Annotated in this window: 18 protein-coding genes; 5 read left to right on the plus strand and 13 right to left on the minus strand. The window is 71.6% G+C overall.

Going from position 1 to position 20023, the window contains the following annotated elements:
- The 3 genes from VGO20_RS10595 to VGO20_RS10605 all read right to left on the minus strand — a co-directional run.
- On the minus strand, positions 1 to 479 hold a 479-nt coding region (locus VGO20_RS10595), incomplete at its 3' end, for a tRNA guanosine(34) transglycosylase Tgt (RefSeq protein WP_327502302.1).
- Positions 476 to 1507, minus strand: a complete 1032-nt coding sequence (gene queA / locus VGO20_RS10600; protein WP_327502303.1) for a tRNA preQ1(34) S-adenosylmethionine ribosyltransferase-isomerase QueA — start codon at positions 1505 to 1507, stop codon at positions 476 to 478. The genes VGO20_RS10595 and queA, both read right to left, overlap by 4 nt.
- Before the next feature lie 44 nt (positions 1508 to 1551).
- On the minus strand, positions 1552 to 2460 hold the full coding sequence (locus tag VGO20_RS10605; protein ID WP_327502304.1) for a LysR substrate-binding domain-containing protein: 909 nt from the start codon (positions 2458 to 2460) through the stop codon (positions 1552 to 1554).
- A gap of 95 nt (positions 2461 to 2555) precedes the next feature.
- Between VGO20_RS10605 and VGO20_RS10610 the strand changes: the two genes are divergently transcribed.
- On the plus strand, positions 2556 to 3446 hold the full coding sequence (locus tag VGO20_RS10610; protein WP_327502305.1) for an alpha/beta fold hydrolase: 891 nt from the start codon (positions 2556 to 2558) through the stop codon (positions 3444 to 3446).
- A gap of 54 nt (positions 3447 to 3500) precedes the next feature.
- Positions 3501 to 4178 carry a queuosine precursor transporter gene (locus VGO20_RS10615; RefSeq protein WP_327502306.1) on the plus strand — a complete coding sequence of 226 codons (678 nt, stop codon included), beginning with the start codon at positions 3501 to 3503 and terminating at the stop codon, positions 4176 to 4178.
- Here the strand turns inward: VGO20_RS10615 and VGO20_RS10620 are convergent, their stop codons facing one another.
- Genes VGO20_RS10620 through VGO20_RS10630 form a run of 3 tightly spaced genes read right to left on the minus strand, consistent with a single transcriptional unit; the run spans position 4179 to position 8211 of the window.
- Entirely contained in the window at positions 4179 to 5732 is a 1554-nt protein-coding gene (locus tag VGO20_RS10620) for a GH3 family acyl-acid amido synthetase (RefSeq protein WP_327502307.1), read from the minus strand. It lies immediately after the preceding gene.
- 3 nt (positions 5733 to 5735) lie between these two features.
- The gene (locus tag VGO20_RS10625) at positions 5736 to 7994 is read right to left on the minus strand and encodes a penicillin acylase family protein (RefSeq protein WP_327502308.1); all 2259 of its coding nucleotides are present in this window, start codon (positions 7992 to 7994) and stop codon (positions 5736 to 5738) included.
- A 31-nt stretch (positions 7995 to 8025) separates the two neighbouring features.
- Complete coding sequence (locus tag VGO20_RS10630) at positions 8026 to 8211, minus strand: hypothetical protein (protein WP_327502309.1); 186 nt, start codon at positions 8209 to 8211, stop codon at positions 8026 to 8028.
- A 118-nt stretch (positions 8212 to 8329) separates the two neighbouring features.
- On the opposite strand from VGO20_RS10630, the gene VGO20_RS10635 reads away from it, so the two are divergent.
- The 3 genes from VGO20_RS10635 to VGO20_RS10645 all read left to right on the plus strand — a co-directional run bounded on the left by VGO20_RS10635 (position 8330) and on the right by VGO20_RS10645 (position 10523).
- The gene (locus tag VGO20_RS10635) at positions 8330 to 9256 is read left to right on the plus strand and encodes an LOG family protein (RefSeq protein WP_327502310.1); all 927 of its coding nucleotides are present in this window, start codon (positions 8330 to 8332) and stop codon (positions 9254 to 9256) included.
- Between the two features lie 141 nt (positions 9257 to 9397).
- Positions 9398 to 9763, plus strand: a complete 366-nt coding sequence (locus tag VGO20_RS10640; protein ID WP_327502311.1) for a hypothetical protein — start codon at positions 9398 to 9400, stop codon at positions 9761 to 9763.
- A 52-nt stretch (positions 9764 to 9815) separates the two neighbouring features.
- The gene (locus tag VGO20_RS10645; protein ID WP_327502312.1) at positions 9816 to 10523 is read left to right on the plus strand and encodes a hypothetical protein; all 708 of its coding nucleotides are present in this window, start codon (positions 9816 to 9818) and stop codon (positions 10521 to 10523) included.
- A gap of 13 nt (positions 10524 to 10536) precedes the next feature.
- On the opposite strand, the gene VGO20_RS10650 is transcribed toward VGO20_RS10645, so the two are convergent.
- The 7 genes from VGO20_RS10650 to VGO20_RS10680 all read right to left on the minus strand — a co-directional run bounded on the left by VGO20_RS10650 (position 10537) and on the right by VGO20_RS10680 (position 20008).
- Positions 10537 to 12294 carry a chloride channel protein gene (locus VGO20_RS10650; RefSeq protein ID WP_327502313.1) on the minus strand — a complete coding sequence of 586 codons (1758 nt, stop codon included), beginning with the start codon at positions 12292 to 12294 and terminating at the stop codon, positions 10537 to 10539.
- 80 nt (positions 12295 to 12374) lie between these two features.
- Positions 12375 to 13406, minus strand: coding sequence for a GGDEF domain-containing protein (locus VGO20_RS10655; protein WP_327502314.1), 1032 nt, complete (start codon positions 13404 to 13406; stop codon positions 12375 to 12377).
- A gap of 110 nt (positions 13407 to 13516) precedes the next feature.
- Positions 13517 to 14023, minus strand: a complete 507-nt coding sequence (locus VGO20_RS10660) for a pentapeptide repeat-containing protein (RefSeq protein WP_327502315.1) — start codon at positions 14021 to 14023, stop codon at positions 13517 to 13519.
- A gap of 62 nt (positions 14024 to 14085) precedes the next feature.
- The gene (locus VGO20_RS10665) at positions 14086 to 14589 is read right to left on the minus strand and encodes a thioesterase family protein (RefSeq protein ID WP_327502316.1); all 504 of its coding nucleotides are present in this window, start codon (positions 14587 to 14589) and stop codon (positions 14086 to 14088) included.
- Positions 14590 to 14605: 16 nt separating this feature from the next.
- On the minus strand, positions 14606 to 18100 hold the full coding sequence (metH, locus tag VGO20_RS10670) for a methionine synthase (RefSeq protein ID WP_327502317.1): 3495 nt from the start codon (positions 18098 to 18100) through the stop codon (positions 14606 to 14608).
- A 25-nt stretch (positions 18101 to 18125) separates the two neighbouring features.
- The gene (gene metF, locus VGO20_RS10675) at positions 18126 to 19031 is read right to left on the minus strand and encodes a methylenetetrahydrofolate reductase (RefSeq protein WP_327502319.1); all 906 of its coding nucleotides are present in this window, start codon (positions 19029 to 19031) and stop codon (positions 18126 to 18128) included.
- Positions 19028 to 20008, minus strand: a complete 981-nt coding sequence (locus VGO20_RS10680) for an ArsR/SmtB family transcription factor (RefSeq protein ID WP_327502320.1) — start codon at positions 20006 to 20008, stop codon at positions 19028 to 19030. The genes metF and VGO20_RS10680 overlap by 4 nt, the downstream gene beginning before the upstream one ends.
- Positions 20009 to 20023 lie beyond the last annotated feature (15 nt).

Genomic DNA, 20023 nt, shown 5'->3' on the forward strand with positions numbered 1-20023 from the left:
CGGGCCGCCTCCTCCGGCGTCGCCGGGAACTGCGTGCACTCGTCCAGGCACATCGTGACGTTGCTGTCGAGCAGGTGCTGGATCTCGATCGAGCGCTCCGGCGTCAGGTGGTGGCGGCGCCCGTCGAGATGGGAGCGGAAGGTGACCCCCTGCTCGTCCATCGTGCGCAGGCCCGACAGCGACATCACCTGGAACCCGCCGGAATCGGTCAGGATCGGCCCGCTCCAGTTCATGAAACGGTGCAGCCCGCCGAGCTGGGCCACCCGCTCCGCGGTCGGGCGCAGCATCAGGTGGTAGGTGTTGCCGAGCAGGATCTCGGCGCCGGTCGCGCGCACGCTGTCCGGCATCATCGCCTTGACCGTGCCCACGGTGCCCACGGGCATGAAGGCCGGCGTCTCCACCGTGCCGTGGGCGGTGGTCAGGCGCCCGCGCCGGGCGGCGCCGTCGCTCGCCAGCAGCTCGAAGCCGAGGCCGCTCATCCCGCCCTCCGCAGCAGCGAGGCGTCGCCGTAGGAATAGAACCGGTAGCCGGCGGCGACGGCATGGGCATAGGCCGCGCGCATGCGCTCCAGGCCTGCGAAGGCCGAGACGAGCATGAACAGCGTCGAACGCGGCAGATGGAAGTTGGTGAGGAGCAGGTCCACGATCCTGAAGCGGTAGCCGGGGGTGATGAAGATGTCGGTATCGCCGGCGAATTCCGCCAGACTGCCATCCTCGGCGGCGGCACTTTCCAGCAGCCGGAGCGAGGTGGTGCCGACGGCGACGATCCTGCCGCCGGCCCGCCGCGCGGCCTCGACCGCGCGCACGGTCCCGGCGGGGACCTCGCCCCATTCCGCGTGCATGCGGTGCTCCCGCACGTCCTCGACCTTGACCGGAAGGAAGGTCCCGGCGCCGACATGCAGCGTGACCGGGACCCGGCCGATCCCGCGCGCCTCCAGGCGGCGGAGCAGGTCCGGGGTGAAGTGCAGCCCGGCGGTGGGCGCCGCCACCGCCCCCTCGGCCGAAGCGAACACGGTCTGGTAGTCCTGCGCGTCCTGCGCCGTGGCGCCCTCCGGGCGGCGGATATAGGGCGGCAGCGGCACCGTGCCGTGCCGATGCAGCGCCGCCGTCAGCGCCTCGCCGCCGACGCAGAAGCGCAGGCCGACGTCGCCCTCGTCGTGCTTCGCCACGACCTCGGCCGAGAAGCCGGGCGCGAACGCGATCGTGTCGCCCGGGCGCAGCCGCTTGGCAGGCTTGGCGAAGGCCCGCCAGCGGTCGGGCCCTTCGCGCCGGTGCAGCGTCACCTCGACCCTGGCCTCGCCGCGCCGCCCGGCCAGGCGCGCCGGGATCACCCGCGTGTCGTTGTAGACGAGCAGGTCGCCGGGCCGCAGCAGGTCGGGCAGGTCGCGCACCACGCGGTCGGCGAGGATTTCCGCGACGTCGAGCAGGCGCGCGGCGTCGCGCGGGCGCGCCGGTTCGCCGGCGATCAGCCCGGGAGGAAGTTCGAAGTCGAATTCGGCCGTCTTCATGGGAGGCGCCGATATAGACGATCGCCGGGGCCGGGGAAAGCCGATTATTGACGCACCCCGCCGAGCGCCTCGGTCAGGAAGGCGACGAAGGACCGGACGAGCGGCGGCACCGTCGGCGTCCAGTGCCGGGACGCGACGATCCGCGAGCCGAAGGACCCCTCCGCCGTCCAGTCCGGCAGCACCTCCTCCACATCGCCCTGCACGATCCGGGACGCCACCGTGAAATCCGGCAGCAGCCCGATGCCGGCGCCGTCCAGCACCGCGTCGCAGAGCACCTCGCTGTTGTTGACGCGGTAGCGCCCGCCCACGCGGACCTCGGCCACGGCGCCGTCCCGCCGCAGCCGCCAGACCGTGGACGCCTCGTTGCGCAGATAGAACAGGCACTCGTGCCCGGCGAGGTCGGCGGGGCTCCCGGGGCGGCCGCGACGCTCCAGATAGCCCGGCGCCGCCACGAGGTGCCAGGTCACCGTGCGGATCGTCCAGGCCATGTGCGTGTCCGGCGGCGTGTCGGTATGGCGGACGCACAGGTCGAACCCCTCCGCGGCGAGGTCGACGAGCTGGTCGCCCAGCGACAGCTCGACCGAGACCTCGGGATGGGCGGCGAGATAGGCGGGGACGACGGGGCCGACCAGGCGCCGGCCGATCACGACCGGGGCCGTGACCCGCAACAGCCCGCGCGGCGAGGCCCGCAGCTGCCGCACGGCGTCGAAGGCCTGCTCCGCCTCGTCCGCCGACCGGCGGGCATGGTCGGCGAACCGGCGCCCGGCATCGGTCAGGCTGACCCGCCGCGTCGTCCTGACGAGGAGCGGCAGCCCGACTTCGCGCTCCAGCTCGCTCACCTTGCTGCTGACCGCGGACTTGGACAGGCGCAGCCGCGCCGCCGCGGCGGTGAAGCTCAGATGCTCGGCCACCAGGAGGAAGACCGCCAGCAGGCCGAGGCGATGCGGGTCCATTGTTCCTCCAAGCGAACGGTGAATTCAGGACAAGCGGATTGTCCTTCAGTCTGGTTCGCCTACTCTCGCCGGGCAACACGTTTGGAGGATTGCCGATGCCCCGCCCCTTCCACCTGGCGACCACTCCCCGGCTGCGTATCGCCTATGAGGAGCACGGCCCGCGCGACGCCCCCGCGGCGATCCTGCTCCATGGCTGGCCCGACGACGTCCGGACCTGGGACGGGGTGGTGCCGGACCTGGCCGCGCGCGGCCGGCGCGTGATCGTGCCCTATCTGCGCGGTTTCGGGCCGACGCGCCTACGCTCGGGCGTCGCGCGCAGCGGGCAGCTCGCGGCGCTCGGCCAGGACGTGCTCGACCTGGCCGACGCGCTGGGCCTGCCCGCCTTCGCGGTCGTCGGGCACGACTGGGGCGCGCGGGCGGCCTATATCGCCGCGGCGCTGGCGCCCGAGCGCGTGACCTGCTGCGTGGCGCTGTCGGTCGGCTGGGGCACCAACGACCCGAACCAGGCGCTGCCCTTCGCCCAGGCGCGGAACTACTGGTATCACTGGTACATGGCGCTCGACCGCGGGGAGAAGGCGGTACGCGACGACGGGGCGGCGTTCGCGCGCTGCATGTGGGACACGTGGTCGCCCGGCTGGCGCGCCGACGACCGGGAGTTCGCCGAGACGGCCGCGTCCTTCGACAATCCGGACTGGGCGGACGTCGTCCTCCATTCCTACCGCCACCGCTGGGGCCACGCCGAGGGCGACCCGTCCTACGCCGCGGTCGAGGAGCGGCTGGCGGGGACGCCGGCCATTCGCGTGCCGACCCTGGTGATCCACGGCGCGGCCGACGCCTGCAACGCCCCGGCGACCTCGATGAACCGGGAGCGCTTCTTCACCGGGCCCTACGAACGGGTCGAACTCGGCGGCGTGGGCCATTTTCCGCAGCGCGAAGCGCCGGTGGAGGTCGCGGCGGCGATCGGCCGCTGGCTGGCCCGTTATTGACACGGAGGCCTCCGGGGCGCCATAGGGGCACGCCAATCAAGCAGCGGACCCGCCATGACCGAACCGCAGAACCGCATCCCGGGCCATTCGTCCTGGTTCCTCCTGATCGTCGCCCTGTTCGTGACCTGCCTGATCGTCTCGAACGTGATCGCGGTGAAGCTGGTGGTTCTCGGCGGCCTCGTGCTGCCGGCCGCGGTCGTGATCTTCCCCGTCAGCTACATCATCGGCGACATCCTGACCGAGGTGTACGGCTTCGCGCGGGCACGCCAGGCGATCTGGATCGGCTTCCTGTGCAACGTCCTGGCCGTCGCCGCCTTTGCGCTCGCGGTCACGATGCCGGCCGCCTCCTTCTGGCAGGGGCAGGACGCCTTCGCGCAGATCCTGGGGGCGGCACCCCGCCTGCTCGCAGCGTCCTTCGCAGCCTATCTCGCGGGCGAGCTGCTGAACGCCTGGGTGCTCGCCCGCCTGAAGGCGATGACCGCCGGGCGCTGGCTGTGGATGCGCACCATCGGCTCCACCCTGGTCGGCCAACTCCTGGACTCGGCCGTGTTCATGACCATCGCGTTCGCCGGCATCATCCCGGGGGATGCCCTGCTGGCCGCGGTGGTGACGCAGTGGCTGGTCAAGTCGGGGTTCGAGGCGCTCGCCACGCCGCTCACCTACGCCGTCGTCGGCTTCCTGAAGCGGGCCGAGGGCCTGGACGGCCAGGGGCGCGACCTGCGCGTCGCCTGATCACCCACCGTCGCGAGGGGAGAGCGAGGGCCTGGAGAAAGTCCGGATCTCGTCGAGGACGGCGGGGTCGGCCAGGACGCGCGGCACCTTGTTCTGGCCGCCGAGGCGGCCGCGCGAACGCATCCAGGCGGCGAAGGTGCCGGGCGGCACGGCGGCGACGCGCGGCGCCTCGATCGCGAAGCGGCCGACGCGGTGGTCCCGGTAGTCGGCGTTGAGGTCGCGCAGGCCCAGGTCGAGGACGCGGGCGAACTCCGCCACAGCGTCGTCCTCCGGCACGCCGTCGGCGAACTCCACGACGTAGAGATGGCCGCCGAGCGCCCCCGGCTCGGCCGCGTGGACCGGCCCGACCGTGTAGTCGTTGACCGCCCGGCCCAGCGCCGCCGAAGCCGCGGACACGGCGCGCTCGATCTCCTCGCCGATCAGGTGCTCGCCGAAAGCCGACAGCGTCCAGGAGATGCGGCCGGTCACGAGGAGGCGGGGCGGGTCGCGCTCGACGAAGCGCACGGTGTCGCCGAGCAGATAAGCCCACACGCCGGCGCAGCTCGACAGCACGATCGCGTAGTTGACGCCCGTCTCGACGTTGCCGACCCAGAAGCGCCGCGGCTCGGGCGCGTCCAGCTCCTCGACCGGCACGAACTCGAAGAACAGGCCGTTGTCCGCCAGCAGCCGCAGCCCCTCGCCCGTGCCGCGGTCGGCGGCGGCGACGAAGCCCTCGCTGGCGGGGTAGACCTCGCGCAGCTCGGCCCGGCTGCCCGCCACCAGCCGCTCGAAGCGCTCGCGGTAGGGCGCGAAATCGACGCCGCCATGCACGATCAGCTCCGCGTGCGGATAGAGACCGGCGAGGCCGGGGCCGCGGCCGGGCGCCAGGGCGGCGAGGCGCTCGAAGAACAGCAGCATCCAGCTCGCCGTGCCGCTGACGGAGCGGATGTCCTGCTCCAGCGACAGCGGCCCGAGCCTCTCCACCTTCTCGTCCCAGTCCGCGATCAGCGACAGCTCGGGCGGCGGGAAGTACCAGGGCTTCGCCCATAGCGGCACCTCGCGCGCGGCGATGCCGCTGAGGTCGCCGCTGCGGATGCCGGGCGCCTGCTCGACCAGCTCGGTGCTGCCGCCGAGCACGAAGCTCCTGCCGCCGAAGACCCGGCTCGCCGGGCGGGCCGCGAGATGGAAGCACAGGACGTCGAGGGCCGCGCGCCGGTTCGCCGCGACCATCTCGCGCGACACCGGGATGTATTTCGTGCGCCCCGTCGTCGTCCCGGAAGTCGCGGCGAGGTAGGGGATGGGCCCCGGCCAGGTGGTGCCGCCGAAGTCGGGGAACGCGTCCTTCCACCATCCCTCCCAGAAATCCTCGTAGCGCCGGATCGGGACGCGGGCCTGGAAGTCGGAAATGCCGCGGATGCCGTCGAACCCGTGCTCGAGCCCGAAGCGCGTCCCCATGGCACGGGAGACGAGGCGCATCAGCTCGCGCCGCTGCGCCTCGTCGGCGCGCATCGACGCCAGCCGGCGCAGGCGGTGGCGGGCGTAGAGGCGCAGCAGCGGGGTGCCGTCGAACCGCATGGGTCAGTCCTCGCCCGGCCGGAGGGTCGTGACATGGGGGAACTCCGCCAGCACGGCCTGCTCGCTCAGCGGCAGGCGGACGTAGCGGCCTTCGCGCCACAAATCGACCTGGTCGAGGAAGCCGTCGGCGGCGATCCAGCCGTCGTTGCCGCCGAGAAGCACGAAATGATTGGCGTCCGGATCGGCCATGTCGGAGACGTGCCGCGCGACCGCGCCCAGATGGACCGCGTGGGGCCCCGCCGCGAAACCGTGGGCCATCTTCATCACCGTCTCGTTGCCGCCGCCCGTCGGCAGGTCGGCGAAGCGGAACCGGCGCCCGACGACCGGCATCGCCCCCAGGACATGGGAGAGGCGCAGCCGATGCACGTCGCCCCAGCGGCCGTGGCGCGCGAACTTCTCCGCCGCCCGGTCGAGGGCCGTCGCGACGGCCGCGGCCACGCGCTCGGGCGGGTTCGCGGCGAAATCGCCGTGGACCAGGGTCCGGGGTTCCCAGGAGGCGGAGTATATGGCGGCGTCCTCCCGGCCGTTCAGCTCGTGGATGAAGTGGTGGAGCAGCAGCTCGAACGCGAGGGCGCCGTTCGAGCCCGCGTCGTAGCTGCCGTCCCAGCCCTGCAGCGCCGCGACGAAATCGCCGTGCCTCGCCCGCACCGCGGCCAGGTCGACGGACGCCAGCAGCCGGTCGCGCAGGATGGCGGCGCCCGGCTGGAGCACGTCGCGCTGGATCTCCATCAGGCGCCGGGCCGTGACCTTCCCCTCGCCGCCGAGCAGCGTGCGGAGCCGGCGCACCCGGTCGTCGGGCGAGAAGAAATGGCTGACCAGCACCTCGGCCGGCAGTTCGGGGCGGTTGTTGGCGGAGGCGACGAAGCCGCGCTCCGGATCGAGGACGGCCGGCAGGTCCGCGGACGTGACGAGACGGTCCCAGTGCCGCTTCGCCTCGCGGCCGGTAAAGAACTCGGCCGGGGTGCCGGGCGGCCGGCGCGGCAGCATCGCCGCCATCGCCTGCCCGACGCGGCCGCGGGCATCGGCATAGACCATGTTCTGCGCCGGGACGGCGAAGCCGTCGAGCGCCGCGCGGAACTCGTCCCAGTCGCGCGCGCGGTTGACGCGCAGCAGCGCCGTCATCTCGTCGGTCGGGCGATGGCCGACCCAGTGCAGCGCCAGCCGCCGGCCGGCCGGCGCGCCGAGCAGCGGGGCGTCGGTGATCACCGGCCCGTACTCCGTCTCCCGCACCTCGATCTCGCGGTCGCGCCACCAGCGCACGCGGATGGTCTCGCGCCGGACGCGGATCTCGGCGTCCGCCAGCCCGCCGACGTCGAACAGGTCGCTGCTGGCGGCATGCAGGCTCGTCCCGCCCCAGGCGATCCAGGGATTGCGGCCGAGCGCGACCGCCGGGATGCCCGGCACCATCAGCCCGACCGCATGGTAGCCGGGCGAGCGCATGCCGCATACCAGCCACAGGTTCGGGAGCACGACCGACAGGTGCGGGTCGCTGGCGATCAGCGCCGAGCCGGCGTCGCTGCGGCGCGCGGAGACGGCGAAGGAGTTGCTGCCGGTCCGCGCGAACGCACCCAGGACGCCCGGGTCCCACGGCCCCGGCATGCCGCCGCCGGCGAGGCTCGGCACGGGGATCGCCTCGTCCCCGGCAAGCTGCTGCCAGACCTTCATCCAGTCCGGCCGGCCGCTGAGGCGCAGCAGCGGGATCCAGACCTTCCAGGTGAAGTCGGTCGCCGCCAGCCGGCCGATCGCGACCAAATCCTCCAGGGTCCAGGGCTCAGGCCGGAACGCCAGCAGCGCGAACTCCTCGGGCAGGACGGCCGCCCGGGCGATCGCGTGGTTCACGCCGTCGCGGAATCCCTCCAGCCAGACGCGGGTTTCCTCCGGCATCGCCGCGCGGATGCCCGGCACCGCGCGGGGAATGTCCAGGATGCGCAGGACATGGTCGAGGTCGACGGCCGCCGGCCCGAGGATCTCGGCGAAGCGCCCGCGCGCCGCGCGCCGCATCGTCTCCATCTGCGCCAGCCGCAGATGGGCATGCACGACGCCGAGGCCGACCGCGAGGTCGCGGTCGCTCCCCGCCTCGACATGGGGGACGTGGCGGTCGTTCCAGCGGATGTGCACGGGCGAGCCGACCGGGGCGCCGGCGCAAGGCACCGCGCGCAGGCGCCAGGCGAGGCCGACGGGCCGGCGCGGCGCCATGCGCCGGCGCGCCTCCAGGAAGGCGCCGAGCATCCCGAAGCCCAGGATGGTGCGTGTCGGAGGCATCGCCGCGGCCTGCTGGCGGGACGGGCGGCCCTCAGGCCACCGGCGGGTCCGGCGCGTCGTCGGGCGGCACCGGGACCGGGCCGGGCGGATCGTCGAGTGGCGAGGGCTGGCCGGGGTCGCGGGGCGGGCCCTCGGGCGGGACATGGGGCGGCGGGAACGGCCCGGTCGCTTCGCGCCGAAGGAACGGACGGTCGATATTGGCGAGGGGCGTCTTCATGTCCCGGAAACACCCCGCGCGGCGGGTTGTTCGCGAACGGATTTTCGTCCCATTCGGACGCGATCTGTTGCATAATGTCCGGCCGCCGTCTGGGCACGGACACAGGAAAGGACGAAGCATGGCCCGCAAGGAGGCCGAGACGCATTTTCCTTCCGCAGCGAGCGACAAGCGCCAGCAAGAGGAAATCATTCATCAGGACGCGACGCCGCAGTCGCTGTCGCCGAGCTACCGCCTGGCCTTCGCCGACGACGAGTTCCTGCTGCGCCGGGAGTTGCGGCCGATCCGCCTCCAGCTGGAACTGATGAAGCCGGAGCTGCTGCTCCAGGAAGAGGCGATCGTCTCGACGATCGTGGTCTTCGGGAGCGCGCGCATCCCCGAACCCGCCGTCGCGCGCGAGCGGCTCGCCGCCGCCGAGGCGCTGGTCGCCGCGGCACCCCAGGACGCGGAGGCGCTGCGCCGCCGGGACGTCGCGCGGCGCGTCGTGGAGACGAGCCGCTACTACGACATCGCGCGCGAGTTCGGCCGCCGCGTCTCCGAACACAGCCAGCAGCCCGACAGCCGCCGCTACGTCATCGCGACGGGGGGCGGCCCCGGCGTCATGGAAGCGGCCAACCGCGGCGCCTGCGACGCGGCCGCGGACAGCATCGGGCTCAGCATCGTGCTCCCGCACGAGCAGGCGCCCAACGCCTACGTGACGCCGAAGCTGAGCTTCAACTTCCACTACTTCGCGATCCGGAAGATGCACTTCCTGATCCGGGCCGAGGCGCTGGCCTGCTTTCCCGGCGGCTTCGGCACCATGGACGAGCTGTTCGAGGCGCTGACGCTGATCCAGACCCGGAAGATCGAACCGATGCCCGTCCTGCTGTTCGGCGAGGCGTGGTGGCGGCGCATCGTGAACTTCGACGCCCTGGTCGAGGAGGGCGTGATCTCGCCGCGCGACCTCGAGATCATCCGCTTCGTCGAGACCGCCGAGGAGGGGTGGCGGGCGATCCTGGACTTCTACCGCGACCGGCCGCCGCACAACCGCTGGGCTACGGATCACTAAGGCGACAAGTCGCCTTAGCGGCGCTGCTTGCCGTCGGACCGGCCCGGGCTTATTGTTCGAGACGGGATTCCGAAGTACCGCGGGCGGCCGCGGATCGAGGAGGCCCGGCACGATCAGGCACATCCATCCGGGAACACGATCATGGCGACCTTGCGCCTAGACGACGAGCCGACGATCACCGCGATCGGAATCCTCGCCGACGTACTGGACCGCTTCTCGGGCAAGACATCGCTGGAATGCGCGCTCGTCAGCAAGGCGCTGCGCCAGGTCCAGGCGACGCGCTCCCAGGTCGGCATGGAGTTCGCCTCGCGCGCCTTCGCCACCCTCGACCCGAACATGCGCCAGCAGATCGCGGGCGAGGCCGAGGGCGCCGCCCAGGAATTCCTGGACACCCACCTGCCCCAGCTGCGGCCCCCGCGGCCCGACGTGCCGGTGGCGAGGCCCCAGGCGACCGGCCTGCTGAACGCTCTGAACGCGGGCAGCCGCAAGCCGCCGCGGCAGGGCTGAGGTGAACGGCCGGCGGCACGTTCCCCCGCCGACCCGCTTCGGCAGCGCGCCGGTGCAGCGCGCGACCGGCACCGGGCCGGCGGGCCGGCACGTGCCCCCGCCGACGCGATTCGGCGCGGTCCCCGCCCAGCCGGCGCTCGCCGCGGGCGCAAGGCCGGCGGCAATCCATGCTCCCCCGGCCATCCGCGGACATCTGCCGCCGCCGCGGCCTCGGACGGGAGCCGGAACCGTACAGCCGGCGTGTCTAGGCGGCCTCTTCTCGTGCCTGTCGTCGTGGTTCGGCCGGCGCGGCGGCAACGAACTGCAGGAAGACAGTCAGACCCTGGTCCGCGGGCCGGACGTCGAGCTGCGCCGTCCGAGCACCCGGAGCGTCCTCGTCGGGCAGGGCGACTTCTCGATCCTGTCCGACGGCGACCGCGCCAGTTTCGGAACGATCACCAGTTGCAGCGCCGTCTATGCCCAGGCCCCCGACGGTTCGGCAGTGGTCTACCACTGGCCGTTCACGGCCTGGCAAAGCTCGTCCGTGGCGAAGATGAGGCAGGCACTGGGAGAGATCGGCTGGAGCGGGAAAGACAACTCCTTCCGGATCAAGGTCTACACCCAAGACAATTCCTACGACCACGAATCGGTCGCGAAGCAGGTCGAGGATTTCGCGGCGAATCTCCGCGAGACGTTCACGAACAACGTCGTTACCTTCATCTATCCCGACAACTACATCCTCATCATGACGGCGGACGGCAAAGCGGTCCTTCCGTTCTGACGGTCCGGCCGCGTCAGTCGCCCCGCGCCCGGCCGACGGCCCGGTGCCAGGCGAGCAGGACATCGCGCTCATGGGCGATGCCGACGATGCGGCGACGGTCGCCGGTCACGACCGGGACCCGCGCGAGGCCGTGCTCGGCCATCAGCGCCATCGCCGTGCGCAGGTCGTCCGAAGGGTCGAGCACGGGCACGTCGCGCGTCGCGACCTCCCCCACCGTCAGGCCGGCGAACGGCCGTGCCAGGGCGCATGCCAGTTCGGTCGCCGTCAGCACGCCGACGAGCCGACCCCGCTCGACCACCGGCAGCTCGCCATGGGGAGCCGCGCGCAGGACGTCGAGCGCGGCCGCAAGGCCGGCCCCGGCCGGGACCGTCGCCCTCGCCTCCCGCATCACGTCGCCCACCCGCGCGGTGGCGAGCGTCCCGACGTCGCCGAAGCCGGGCCGGACGATGCCGCGCCGCTCGAGCTGCCATTGGAAGAAGGAACGCCCGACCAGCGCGTTCGCCGCAAGCCCCGCCGTGACGGTGCCGACCATCACGGCGAGGGTCACGGCATAGTCGCCCGTCAGCTCGAACACGATCAGGATCGTCGAGATCGGCGCGCCGAGAACCGCGCCGCCGACCGCGCCCATCCCGACGATCGCGTAGACGCCGGCCTGCGAGGCGAGGTCCGGGAACAGCAGGGCCGCGACGATCCCGAACGCACCGCCTCCCGTGGCGCCGACCGCGAGCGAGGGGCTGAACACGCCGCCGGAAAAGCCGCATCCCAGGCTCAGCGCCGTCGCGGCCAGCTTGGCGGCCAGCACCGCCGCGAGCAGGCCCAGCGGCAATGCGCCCCGCAGCGCCTGGTCCATCACCTCGTAGCCGACGCCGAGCACCTGGGGAAAGCCGAGCGCGATCGCCCCAACCCCCAGCCCGCCGGCCGCGGGCCAGGACCAGCGCGGCAGCCCGGCGCGCCCCAGGGCCGCGAAACCGTCCTCGACCGCGAAGATCCCGCGCATCAGCAGCGCGGCCAGCGCCGCGCCGAAGACGCCCAGCAGCACGAAGGCCGGGAACTCCCAGAAGGAGACGATCTCCAGCCCGGGGACGCTGAAAGCAGGGTAATCGCCGTAGACCGCCCGCGCGATCGCCGTGCCGGTGACCGATGCGAGCACGATGGGCGCGAACGCCGCGAGGCTGTACTGGCCGACCACCACCTCGAGCGCGAAGAACACGCCGGCGACCGGCGCGTTGAAGGACGCGGCCACCGCGGACGCGATGCCGCAGCCGAGCAGCGTACGCACCAGGCCCGGCGACAGGCGCAGCCTCCCCGCGAGCCAGGAGCCGAGCGTGGCGCCGAGGTGAACGACGGGCCCCTCCCGGCCCACCGAAGCCCCGACGCCAATGGAGGCGGCGGACATCGCCGCCGCCGCCACGCCGCGCCCGAGCGGCATCCGGCCGCCGAGATGCGCGGTCGCCTCCATCACATGGGCGATGCCGAGGGGGCGGCCGCCGGGCAGCAGACGGTGCTGCGCGATCCCGACCACGAGGCCCCCCGCGGCCGGGGCCAGCAGCAGGTGCCACCACGGCAGGGTCGCGAGCCAGGCGAGCCAGCGCTCGCCGCCATCGCCATAGACCAGCCATTGGAACGAGGAGATCAGCGCGCGGAAGACGAGCGCACCCAGTCCGGCCGCCCCTCCGAGCAGCAGGGCCAGGACGGCCAGGAGGAGCTGGTCGTTGCGCAGCAGGCGGCGCAACCGGACGAAGAGACGCAGCAGCGGACGGGCGGGACGCATGGCCGCCCATCAAAGCAGTTCCCCCGGAAAATTCCATACATAAGTATTCAGGCCGGAGAGCCGGGAACGCCGGCCCGGCCTCAGCCCCCGGGCGCCACCCCTACCCGATTGCGGCCGCCGCGCTTGGCGGCGTAGAGCGCTTCGTCGGCGCGGTGGATCAGGGTGGCCAGCGGCTCTCCCGGCATGAACTCGGCCACGCCGACCGAGAGGGTGATCGTCCCGAGGGTCTGGTTGCGGGACCGGTTGACCACCTTCTTGGAGGCGACCGTCTCCCGGATGCGCTCGGCCACCGTCACGGCCTCTCCCGCGGGCCTTTCCGACAGGATGATCGCGAACTCCTCCCCGCCGTAGCGCGCGGCGACGTCCTTCTCGCCGATGCAGTCGGTCAGCGTGCGCGCCACCAGCGCCAGGACGTGATCGCCCACGGTGTGTCCGTGCTGGTCGTTGAACCTCTTGAAGAAGTCGATGTCGACCATCAGCAGCGACAGCGGCCTGCCCGTCTCCATCGCCGCGGCCGCGGCCCCGCGCAGCTCGCTGTCGAAATGCTTGCGGTTGAACAGGTTGGTCAGGCTGTCGGTGATCGCTTCGCGGCGGACGTCGTCCAGGTTCCGCCTCAGCTCGGCGAGTTCCTCGCTGGAGGTGGAGAGTTGCGTCTGGAGCGTCTCGTTCTGGTCGAGCATCGCGCGCGTCTCGGCGACGATGGTGCCGAGCAGCGTGCGGAGCTGGTCGATGCCGAGCCCCGACTCCAGCCGGCCTGAGAAGTCCTGCAGCGCCTCGCCGTAACGCGACGTGCCGTCGCCGTGGGACTCCACGAGGGACATCAGGCGGCCGAGCGCCGCCTGGATGCTTTCGCCCGCGGCGCGCACCGCTTCCGTCTCCCGCCGGCCGCCGATGAAACGGTCGTAGAGCTCGGCCGTGCGCTCGACCGTGAAGGCCTGGCGGTTGCTCGCGAGGATCTCGATCGTCCGGCTGAGGTCCGGGTCGCGCCCGCTGTAGTGGGTGTACCAGACGGAATAGTTGCCGGGCGTGGGGGGAACCCGTTCCGCCGCCATGCGCGCCATCGCCCGCTCGGCCAACTGCACCGCCCGATCGAAACCGTCCTGTGTGCTCACGCCGCTTCCCCGGAAGAGGTCCTGTTACCCCTTATAGCATATGAGGACGGCGAAGAATGATTAACGGAAGACGGCGGCGAGGAAACTCGAAAGAATAGGGGCGGCTTCGTTCAGTTGCACTGCCCGACGGAACTGTCGGCGCAGACGCGCTTCCCGTCGATCCAGGTCGCCCCGGAAAGGTCGGCATGGCGGAAGTCGGTGCCGGCGACCCGCGCGCCGGTGAAGTCCGCACCGCGCAGCGAGGCGTTGACCAGTTTCGCGTTGCGCAGGTCGGCATCCGCGAAGGAGGCGGCGTCGGCCCGGGCGCGGGTGAAGTCGGCCTCGATCAGGCGCGCCCCCTCGAAGTCGGCCTCGGAGACGTCGGTGCTCACGAACTTCGCCCGGTAGCCGTCGACCTCCGACAGGTTCGCGCCGGTCAGGTCGGTACGCTGGAAGGTGGCGTCGCGCAGCATGGCCCCCGCGAGGTTCACGCCGCGCAAGTCGCGGTTGTCCATGTAGCAGCGGCGCCAGTTCACTTCCGGCGCGGCCGGATCGGTGCATTCGGCCTGCGCCGATGCGAGCGGCAGCAGCAGGACAAGGGCAAACGCCGCGAACGCGGCAAGGAGACGCAGCTTCATCGGATCGATAGATAGGGCTTCCGGACCGCCAAGGCAAAAAGGAATCGGCCCGGCCCCACCGGTCAGGCCTGTCCGGGCGCGCGGTTGCCCGGCAATCCGATCGACCGGCCCACCTGCGGCGGACGGGCGACACCGGCATGCAGGGCCGCCAGTTCCGCCAGGGCGCGGGCATGGTCATCGGTCATGGGGGCCGACAGCCGCGTGCGCATGTCGACATGGACGAGCATCAGCTCGTTGGTCGCGGCGATCCAGCCGCGGGTGCCGTGGCGCATGGTGTGGAAGAGATGGAAACGCTTCCCGTCCGCACCCAGGACCAGCGTCTCGAAGGCGAGCGGGTCGCCTTCGCGCACCTCGCGCAGGTAGTTCACATGCGCCTCGACCACGAAGACCGAACGGTTCTCGGCCTCCAGCCAGGCATGGCCGAGACCGACGCGGTCGAGCAGCGCGTCGGTCGCGTGGTCGAAGGCCAACACGTAGTAGGCCACGTTCATGTGGCCGTTGTAGTCGATCCATTCCGGGCGCACCGTCTCGGAATGGAGGCGAAGGGGCTCGGGAATGGCGTTCATCGGTCCCCTCCGGCCGTCAAACCGAGAAGTACTTGGCCTTCGGGTGGTGGATCACGATGGCCGAGGTGCTCTGCTCGGGGTGGAGCTGGTGCTCGTCGCTGAGCTCGACCCCGATCCGCCCGGCGTCGAGCAGCCGCAGAAGCTGCTCCTGGTCCTCAAGGTTCGGGCAGGCGGGATAGCCGAAGCTGTAGCGCGAACCGCGGTAGCCCTGCTGGAGCATCCGGTCCACGTCCCGGTCGTCCTCGGCCGCGAAGCCCAGCTCGGCGCGGATGCGCTTGTGCACGTACTCGGCCATGGCCTCCGCCATCTCGACCGAGACGCCGTGCAGGTACAGGTAGTCCTGGTACTTGTTCCGCTCGAACCAGTCCCGGGCGACGTCGGACGCCTTCTGGCCCATGGTGACGACCTGCAGGCCGATCACGTCGCGCTCCGCCGGCCCGCACGAGGCGTCCTTCAGGAAATCGGCGATGCAGTCGCCGTCCTCCTTGGCCTGGCGCGGGAGGGTGAAGCGCGCGAGTTCCGCCTCGCCGTCCTCGGCGAAGAGGATGACGTCGTTGCCCTCGGCCGCCGCCTTCCAGTAGCCGTAGGCCGCCTGCGGCAACAGGATCTCCTCCTGCGCGCAGCGCTCCAGCAACCGGAACAGGATCGGCCGCAGCTCGGTCCGGGCCCAGGTCTTGAACTCGTCGAGGGACTTGCCGTCCTTCCGGTATCCCCATTGGAGCTGGTAGAGCATCCGCTCGTTGAGATAGGGCACGAGGGTCTTGAGCGGCACCCGCTCGATGATCCGCGGCCCCCAGAACGGCGGCACGGGCACCGGCACGCCCTCGCCGAGGCGCTCGCGCCGCGCCCGGGCGGCGACGGGATCGGCGGGACCGGTCGCGGCCTCGGCGGCGCGGCCGAGCTTGCGCCGCTGGTTGGTGGCGCGGCCCTGGCGCTTGGCGTTCACCGCCTGGACGAAGGCGTCGAACTGGCCGGTGACGACGCGGTCCATCAGCGTCAGCCCGTCGAAGGCGTCGCGCGCGTAGGCGACGCGGCCGCTGGCGTAGGACTTCACGCAGTCCTCCTCGACATAGGCGCGCGTCAGCGCGGCCCCGCCGAGCAGCACCGGCACGTCCAGCCCCTCGCGCGTCAGCTCCTCCAGGTTTTCCCGCATCACCACCGTCGACTTTACCAGCAGCCCCGACATCCCGATCGCGTTCGCCCGGTGCTCGCGCGCGGCCGACAGGATGGCGTGGATCGGCTGCTTGATGCCGAGATTGACCACGCGGTAGCCGTTGTTGGTGAGGATGATGTCGACGAGGTTCTTGCCGATGTCGTGCACGTCGCCCTTCACGGTGGCGAGCACGATCGTCCCCTTCTCCTGGCCCTCGATGCGCTCCATCCGCGGCTCGAGATAGGCGACCGCCGCCTTCATGGTCTCGGCCGACTGGAGCACGAAGGGAAGCTGCATCTTGCCGGCGCCGAACAGCTCGCCGACCACCTTCATGCCGTCGAGCAGGAAGGTGTTGATGATGTCGAGCGGCGAATGGGCCTGGAGCGCCAGTTCGAGGTCCGCCTCCAGGTCGTTGCGGTCGCCGTCGACGATGCGCTGCTTCAGCCGGTCCTCGACGGCGGCCGGGCGCTCCTTCTTGCGCGACGCCTCGGCCTTGCGCCCCTCGAACAGGGCGATGAAGGCATGCAGGGGGTCGTAGCCCTCGCGCCGGCGGTCGAAGATCAGGTCCTCGGCGGCGGCGACCTCGCTCTCCGGGATCTTGTGCAGGGGCAGGATCTTGGAGACGTGGACGATCGCGCCGGTCATGCCGCGCCGGACGGCGTGATCGAGGAAGACCGAGTTGAGGACGTGGCGGGCGGCAGGGCTCAGACCGAAGGAGATGTTGGACAGGCCGAGCACGATCTGGCAGCGCGGCATATCCCTGGAGATCGCCTCGATCGCGTCGAGGGTCTCCAGGCCGAGGCGGCGGTCGTCCTCGTTGCCGGTGGCGACCGTGAAGGTCAGCGGGTCGAACAGCAGGTCCTCGGGCTGCAGCCCGTAGCGCCCGACCGCGAATTCGTAGAGCCGGCGCGCGACCGCGAGCTTGCGCTCGGCCGTCTTCGCCATGCCCTCCTCGTCGATCGTCAGCGCGATGACGGCCGCGCCGAACTTGCGGGCCAGCGCCATGCGCAGGGCCGCCGGCTCCTCGCCGTCCTCGAAGTTGATGGAGTTGATGACCGGCTTGCCGCCGTGGCGCGCCAGCGCCTGCTCCAGCACGATGTACTCGGTCGAATCGATCACCAGCGGGGCGGTCACCGAGCCCGTGAAGCGGGTCACGACCTCGTTCATCTCGGCCACCTCGTCGCGGCCGACGAAGGCGGTGCAGACGTCGAGCGCGTGGCTGCCCTCGCGCACCTGGTCGCGGGCCATGTCGACGCAGCCGTCCCAGTCGTGGCGCTCCTGCAGCTCGCGCCACTTCTTCGAGCCGTTGGCGTTGCAGCGCTCGCCGATCGACAGGTACGCGTTCTCCTGCCGCAGCGGCACCGCGTGGTACAGCGACGCGATGCTGGGCACCCAATGGACCGTGCGCCGGGCCGGCGTCGGCCGCAGCCGGTCGCCCCCGACCCGGCGCAGCATCGCGTCGATGGCCTGGATGTGCTCGATGTTGGTGCCGCAGCAGCCGCCGACCAGGTTGATGCCGTCCTCGACGACGAAGCGCTCGAGCCAGGTGGCCAGCTCGTCGGCCAGCAGCGGATAGCGCGTCATGCCGTCGACCAGCTCCGGCAGGCCGGCATTGGGCTGTACCGACAGCAGGCCTCGCCAGTTCTCCGACAGCCACTTCACGTGCTCGGCCATCTCGACCGGGCCGGTCGCGCAGTTGAGGCCCATCAGGGGCACGTCGAGCGCATCGATCACCGAGGCCGCCGCCGCCACGTCCGGGCCGACGAGCAAGGTGCCCGTCGTCTCGATCGTGACCTGCACGAAGATCGGGGTGGCGGCCCCCGCCTGCGCGCGCGCCGCCTTCACCGCGTTGACCGCCGCCTTGATCTGGAGCGTGTCCTGGCAGGTCTCGATCAGGATCGCGTCGACCTCGCCCGCGATCAGCCCCGACGCCTGGACGGTCAGCGCCTCCTCCAGGGGGCCGTAGGCGATGTGGCCGAGCGAGGGCAGGCGCGTGCCCGGGCCGACCGAGCCGATGACGAAGCGCTGCCTGCCGTCGGTGAAACCCTCGGCGGCCTCCCGCGCGATCTCCGCCGCCTTGCGGTTGATCTCGAACGCCCGGTCGGCGATGTCGAACTCGGCCAGCGTGATCGGCGAGGCGCCGAAGGTATTGGTCTCGACCATGTCGGCCCCGGCCTCGAAATACCCGCGATGGATGTCGCGCACGAGGTCGGGACGGGACAGAACCAGCACGTCGGTGCAGTTCTCCTTGCCCCAGTAGTCGCGCTCGACGTCGAGGTCGAGCGCCTGCACGCGGCTTCCCATGCCTCCGTCGCACAGGAGAACGCGGTCTTTGAGCTGGTCGAGGAGATTGGCCATGGCGATCTTCTTCGGTGAGCGGTCGTCAGCCGGCGCAGACGGGCTGGCGCGGCCGGATGCCGAGCATCCGGCAGATCGCCACCGTCAGCTCGGCGCGGTTCAGCGTGTAGAAATGGAACTGCCGGACGCCCGCCCCGTGCAGGCGCCGGCACTGCTCGAAGGCGACGTTGGCGGCCACGAGCTGGCGCGTCTCCGGGTCGTCGTCGAGGCCCTCGAAAAGCTCGGCCATGCCGGGAGGGAGCTTCGCATTGCAGCTGCGCGCGAACTCCAGCGTCCGGGCGAAGTTGGTGATCGGCAGGATGCCGGGAACGATCGGGACGGAGATGCCGGCCGCGGCCGCGCGGTCGCGGAAGCGCAGGAAGGCGTCGTCGTCGAAGAAGAACTGGGTGATCGCGCGCGTGGCGCCGGCGTCGATCTTGCGCCTGAGGTTTTCCAGGTCGTCCCCGGCGCTGCGCGCCTCGGGATGGGTCTCCGGATAGGCCGCGACGCTGATCTCGAAATCGGCGACGCGCTTCAGCCCTTCTACGAGGTCGGCGGCATAGGCGTAGCCCCCGGGATGGGGGGCGTAGGCGGCGCCGGACAGCGGGCCGCCCGGCGGGTCGCCGCGGAGCGCCACGATGTGGCGGATGCCCGCGTCCCAGTAGCTGCGCGCGACCGCGTCGATCTCGTCGCGCGTGGCGCCGACGCAGGTCAGGTGCGCCGCCGCCAGGAGGCCGGTCTCGGCCTGGATCCGGCGGACGGTCGCGTGCGTGCGCTCACGGGTCGTCCCGCCGGCGCCGTAGGTCACCGAGACGAACGCGGGACCGAGGGGGGCGAGCCGGCGGATCGCGTCCCACAGCCCCTGCTCCATCTTCTCCGTCTTGGGCGGGAAGAATTCGAAGCTCACCGAAAGGCCTTCGGCGGACTGATGCAGGCCGGGGGCATTGCTCATTGCGACACTCCGGAAACCGAAAGGACGGGATTGGCGGCGGGAAGCTCGGCGGCGCCGCGGACGGACGGCCAGATCGTGACGGTCAGCGGGCCGCCGGGCAGATGCACGGGCGCGCCGCCGATCAGGCCGGCCGCTTCGAACCACAGGTCGATCTCCGAATTCTCGAAGCCGAGCCGCCGGTGCGCGTGCTCGACCCTGAGCGCGTCGAGATCGTGGCGGGAGAAGTCGACCAGCAGCAGCTGGCCGCCCGGACGCAGGACCCGCGCCGCCTCGGCGACCGCCTCGGCCGGTTCTTCGCAATAGTGGAGCACCTGATGGATCACGACGGCGTCGAAGGACCCGCTCGCGAAGGGGAGCTGGTACATGTCCGCCTGGCGCACTTGGCAGTTCCTCAGCAGGCCCTCGCGCTCCAGATTGGCGCGGGCGACCGCCAGCATCTCGCGCGATGCGTCGATGCCGACCGCGCGCGCCACCTTCGGGCCGAACAGCTCGATCATGCGGCCGGTGCCTGTCCCGATGTCGAGCAGGTCCTCGACGCCGGGGGAAAGCAACTGGACGAGCGCCTGCTCGACCTCGCGCTCGGGGACGTGGAGGCTGCGGATCTCATGCCAGCGGGCGGCGTTCTCGCTGAAGTACCGGGCGGCTGCCTCGGCCCGGCCGCGCTTGATCGCCTCCAGCCGCTCCAGGTCGAGCGCCAGTTCGGGATCGTCGGCCGGGATCTGGTCGACCAGCGTGCTCGCGAGTTCCGCGCCCGGACCGCGCTGGGTCAGCCGGTAGAAGGCCCAGGTCCCCTCGCGGAACCGGTCGAGCAGCCCCGCCTCGCACAGGAGCTTGAGGTGGCGCGACACGCGCGGCTGGCTCTGCCCGAGGATCTGGGTCAGTTCCGTGACGGTCAGCTCGCCATGGGCGCACAGCGCCATCAGCCGGAGGCGCGTGGGCTCGGCGGCGGCCTTCAGTGCTGTCAGCAGGAACTCCATTCCCTTCCCAATACC

This window comes from Arenibaculum sp., from assembly GCF_035998295.1.
In the GTDB taxonomy this organism is placed as follows: Bacteria; Pseudomonadota; Alphaproteobacteria; order Azospirillales; family Azospirillaceae; genus DASYHS01.

What these genes read in the sequence shown, in the direction of transcription:
- queA (WP_327502303.1), bottom strand. Translation starts at nt 1,507, where the DNA reads ATGAAGACGGCCGAATTCGACTTCGAACTTCCTCCCGGGCTGATCGCC.
- VGO20_RS10605 (WP_327502304.1), bottom strand. Translation starts at nt 2,460, where the DNA reads ATGGACCCGCATCGCCTCGGCCTGCTGGCGGTCTTCCTCCTGGTGGCC.
- VGO20_RS10610 (WP_327502305.1), top strand. Translation starts at nt 2,556, where the DNA reads ATGCCCCGCCCCTTCCACCTGGCGACCACTCCCCGGCTGCGTATCGCC.
- VGO20_RS10615 (WP_327502306.1), top strand. Translation starts at nt 3,501, where the DNA reads ATGACCGAACCGCAGAACCGCATCCCGGGCCATTCGTCCTGGTTCCTC.
- VGO20_RS10620 (WP_327502307.1), bottom strand. Translation starts at nt 5,732, where the DNA reads ATGCGGTTCGACGGCACCCCGCTGCTGCGCCTCTACGCCCGCCACCGC.
- VGO20_RS10625 (WP_327502308.1), bottom strand. Translation starts at nt 7,994, where the DNA reads ATGCCTCCGACACGCACCATCCTGGGCTTCGGGATGCTCGGCGCCTTC.
- VGO20_RS10630 (WP_327502309.1), bottom strand. Translation starts at nt 8,211, where the DNA reads ATGAAGACGCCCCTCGCCAATATCGACCGTCCGTTCCTTCGGCGCGAA.
- VGO20_RS10635 (WP_327502310.1), top strand. Translation starts at nt 8,330, where the DNA reads ATGGCCCGCAAGGAGGCCGAGACGCATTTTCCTTCCGCAGCGAGCGAC.
- VGO20_RS10640 (WP_327502311.1), top strand. Translation starts at nt 9,398, where the DNA reads ATGGCGACCTTGCGCCTAGACGACGAGCCGACGATCACCGCGATCGGA.
- VGO20_RS10650 (WP_327502313.1), bottom strand. Translation starts at nt 12,294, where the DNA reads ATGCGTCCCGCCCGTCCGCTGCTGCGTCTCTTCGTCCGGTTGCGCCGC.
- VGO20_RS10660 (WP_327502315.1), bottom strand. Translation starts at nt 14,023, where the DNA reads ATGAAGCTGCGTCTCCTTGCCGCGTTCGCGGCGTTTGCCCTTGTCCTG.
- VGO20_RS10665 (WP_327502316.1), bottom strand. Translation starts at nt 14,589, where the DNA reads ATGAACGCCATTCCCGAGCCCCTTCGCCTCCATTCCGAGACGGTGCGC.
- metH (WP_327502317.1), bottom strand. Translation starts at nt 18,100, where the DNA reads ATGGCCAATCTCCTCGACCAGCTCAAAGACCGCGTTCTCCTGTGCGAC.
- metF (WP_327502319.1), bottom strand. Translation starts at nt 19,031, where the DNA reads ATGAGCAATGCCCCCGGCCTGCATCAGTCCGCCGAAGGCCTTTCGGTG.
- VGO20_RS10680 (WP_327502320.1), bottom strand. Translation starts at nt 20,008, where the DNA reads ATGGAGTTCCTGCTGACAGCACTGAAGGCCGCCGCCGAGCCCACGCGC.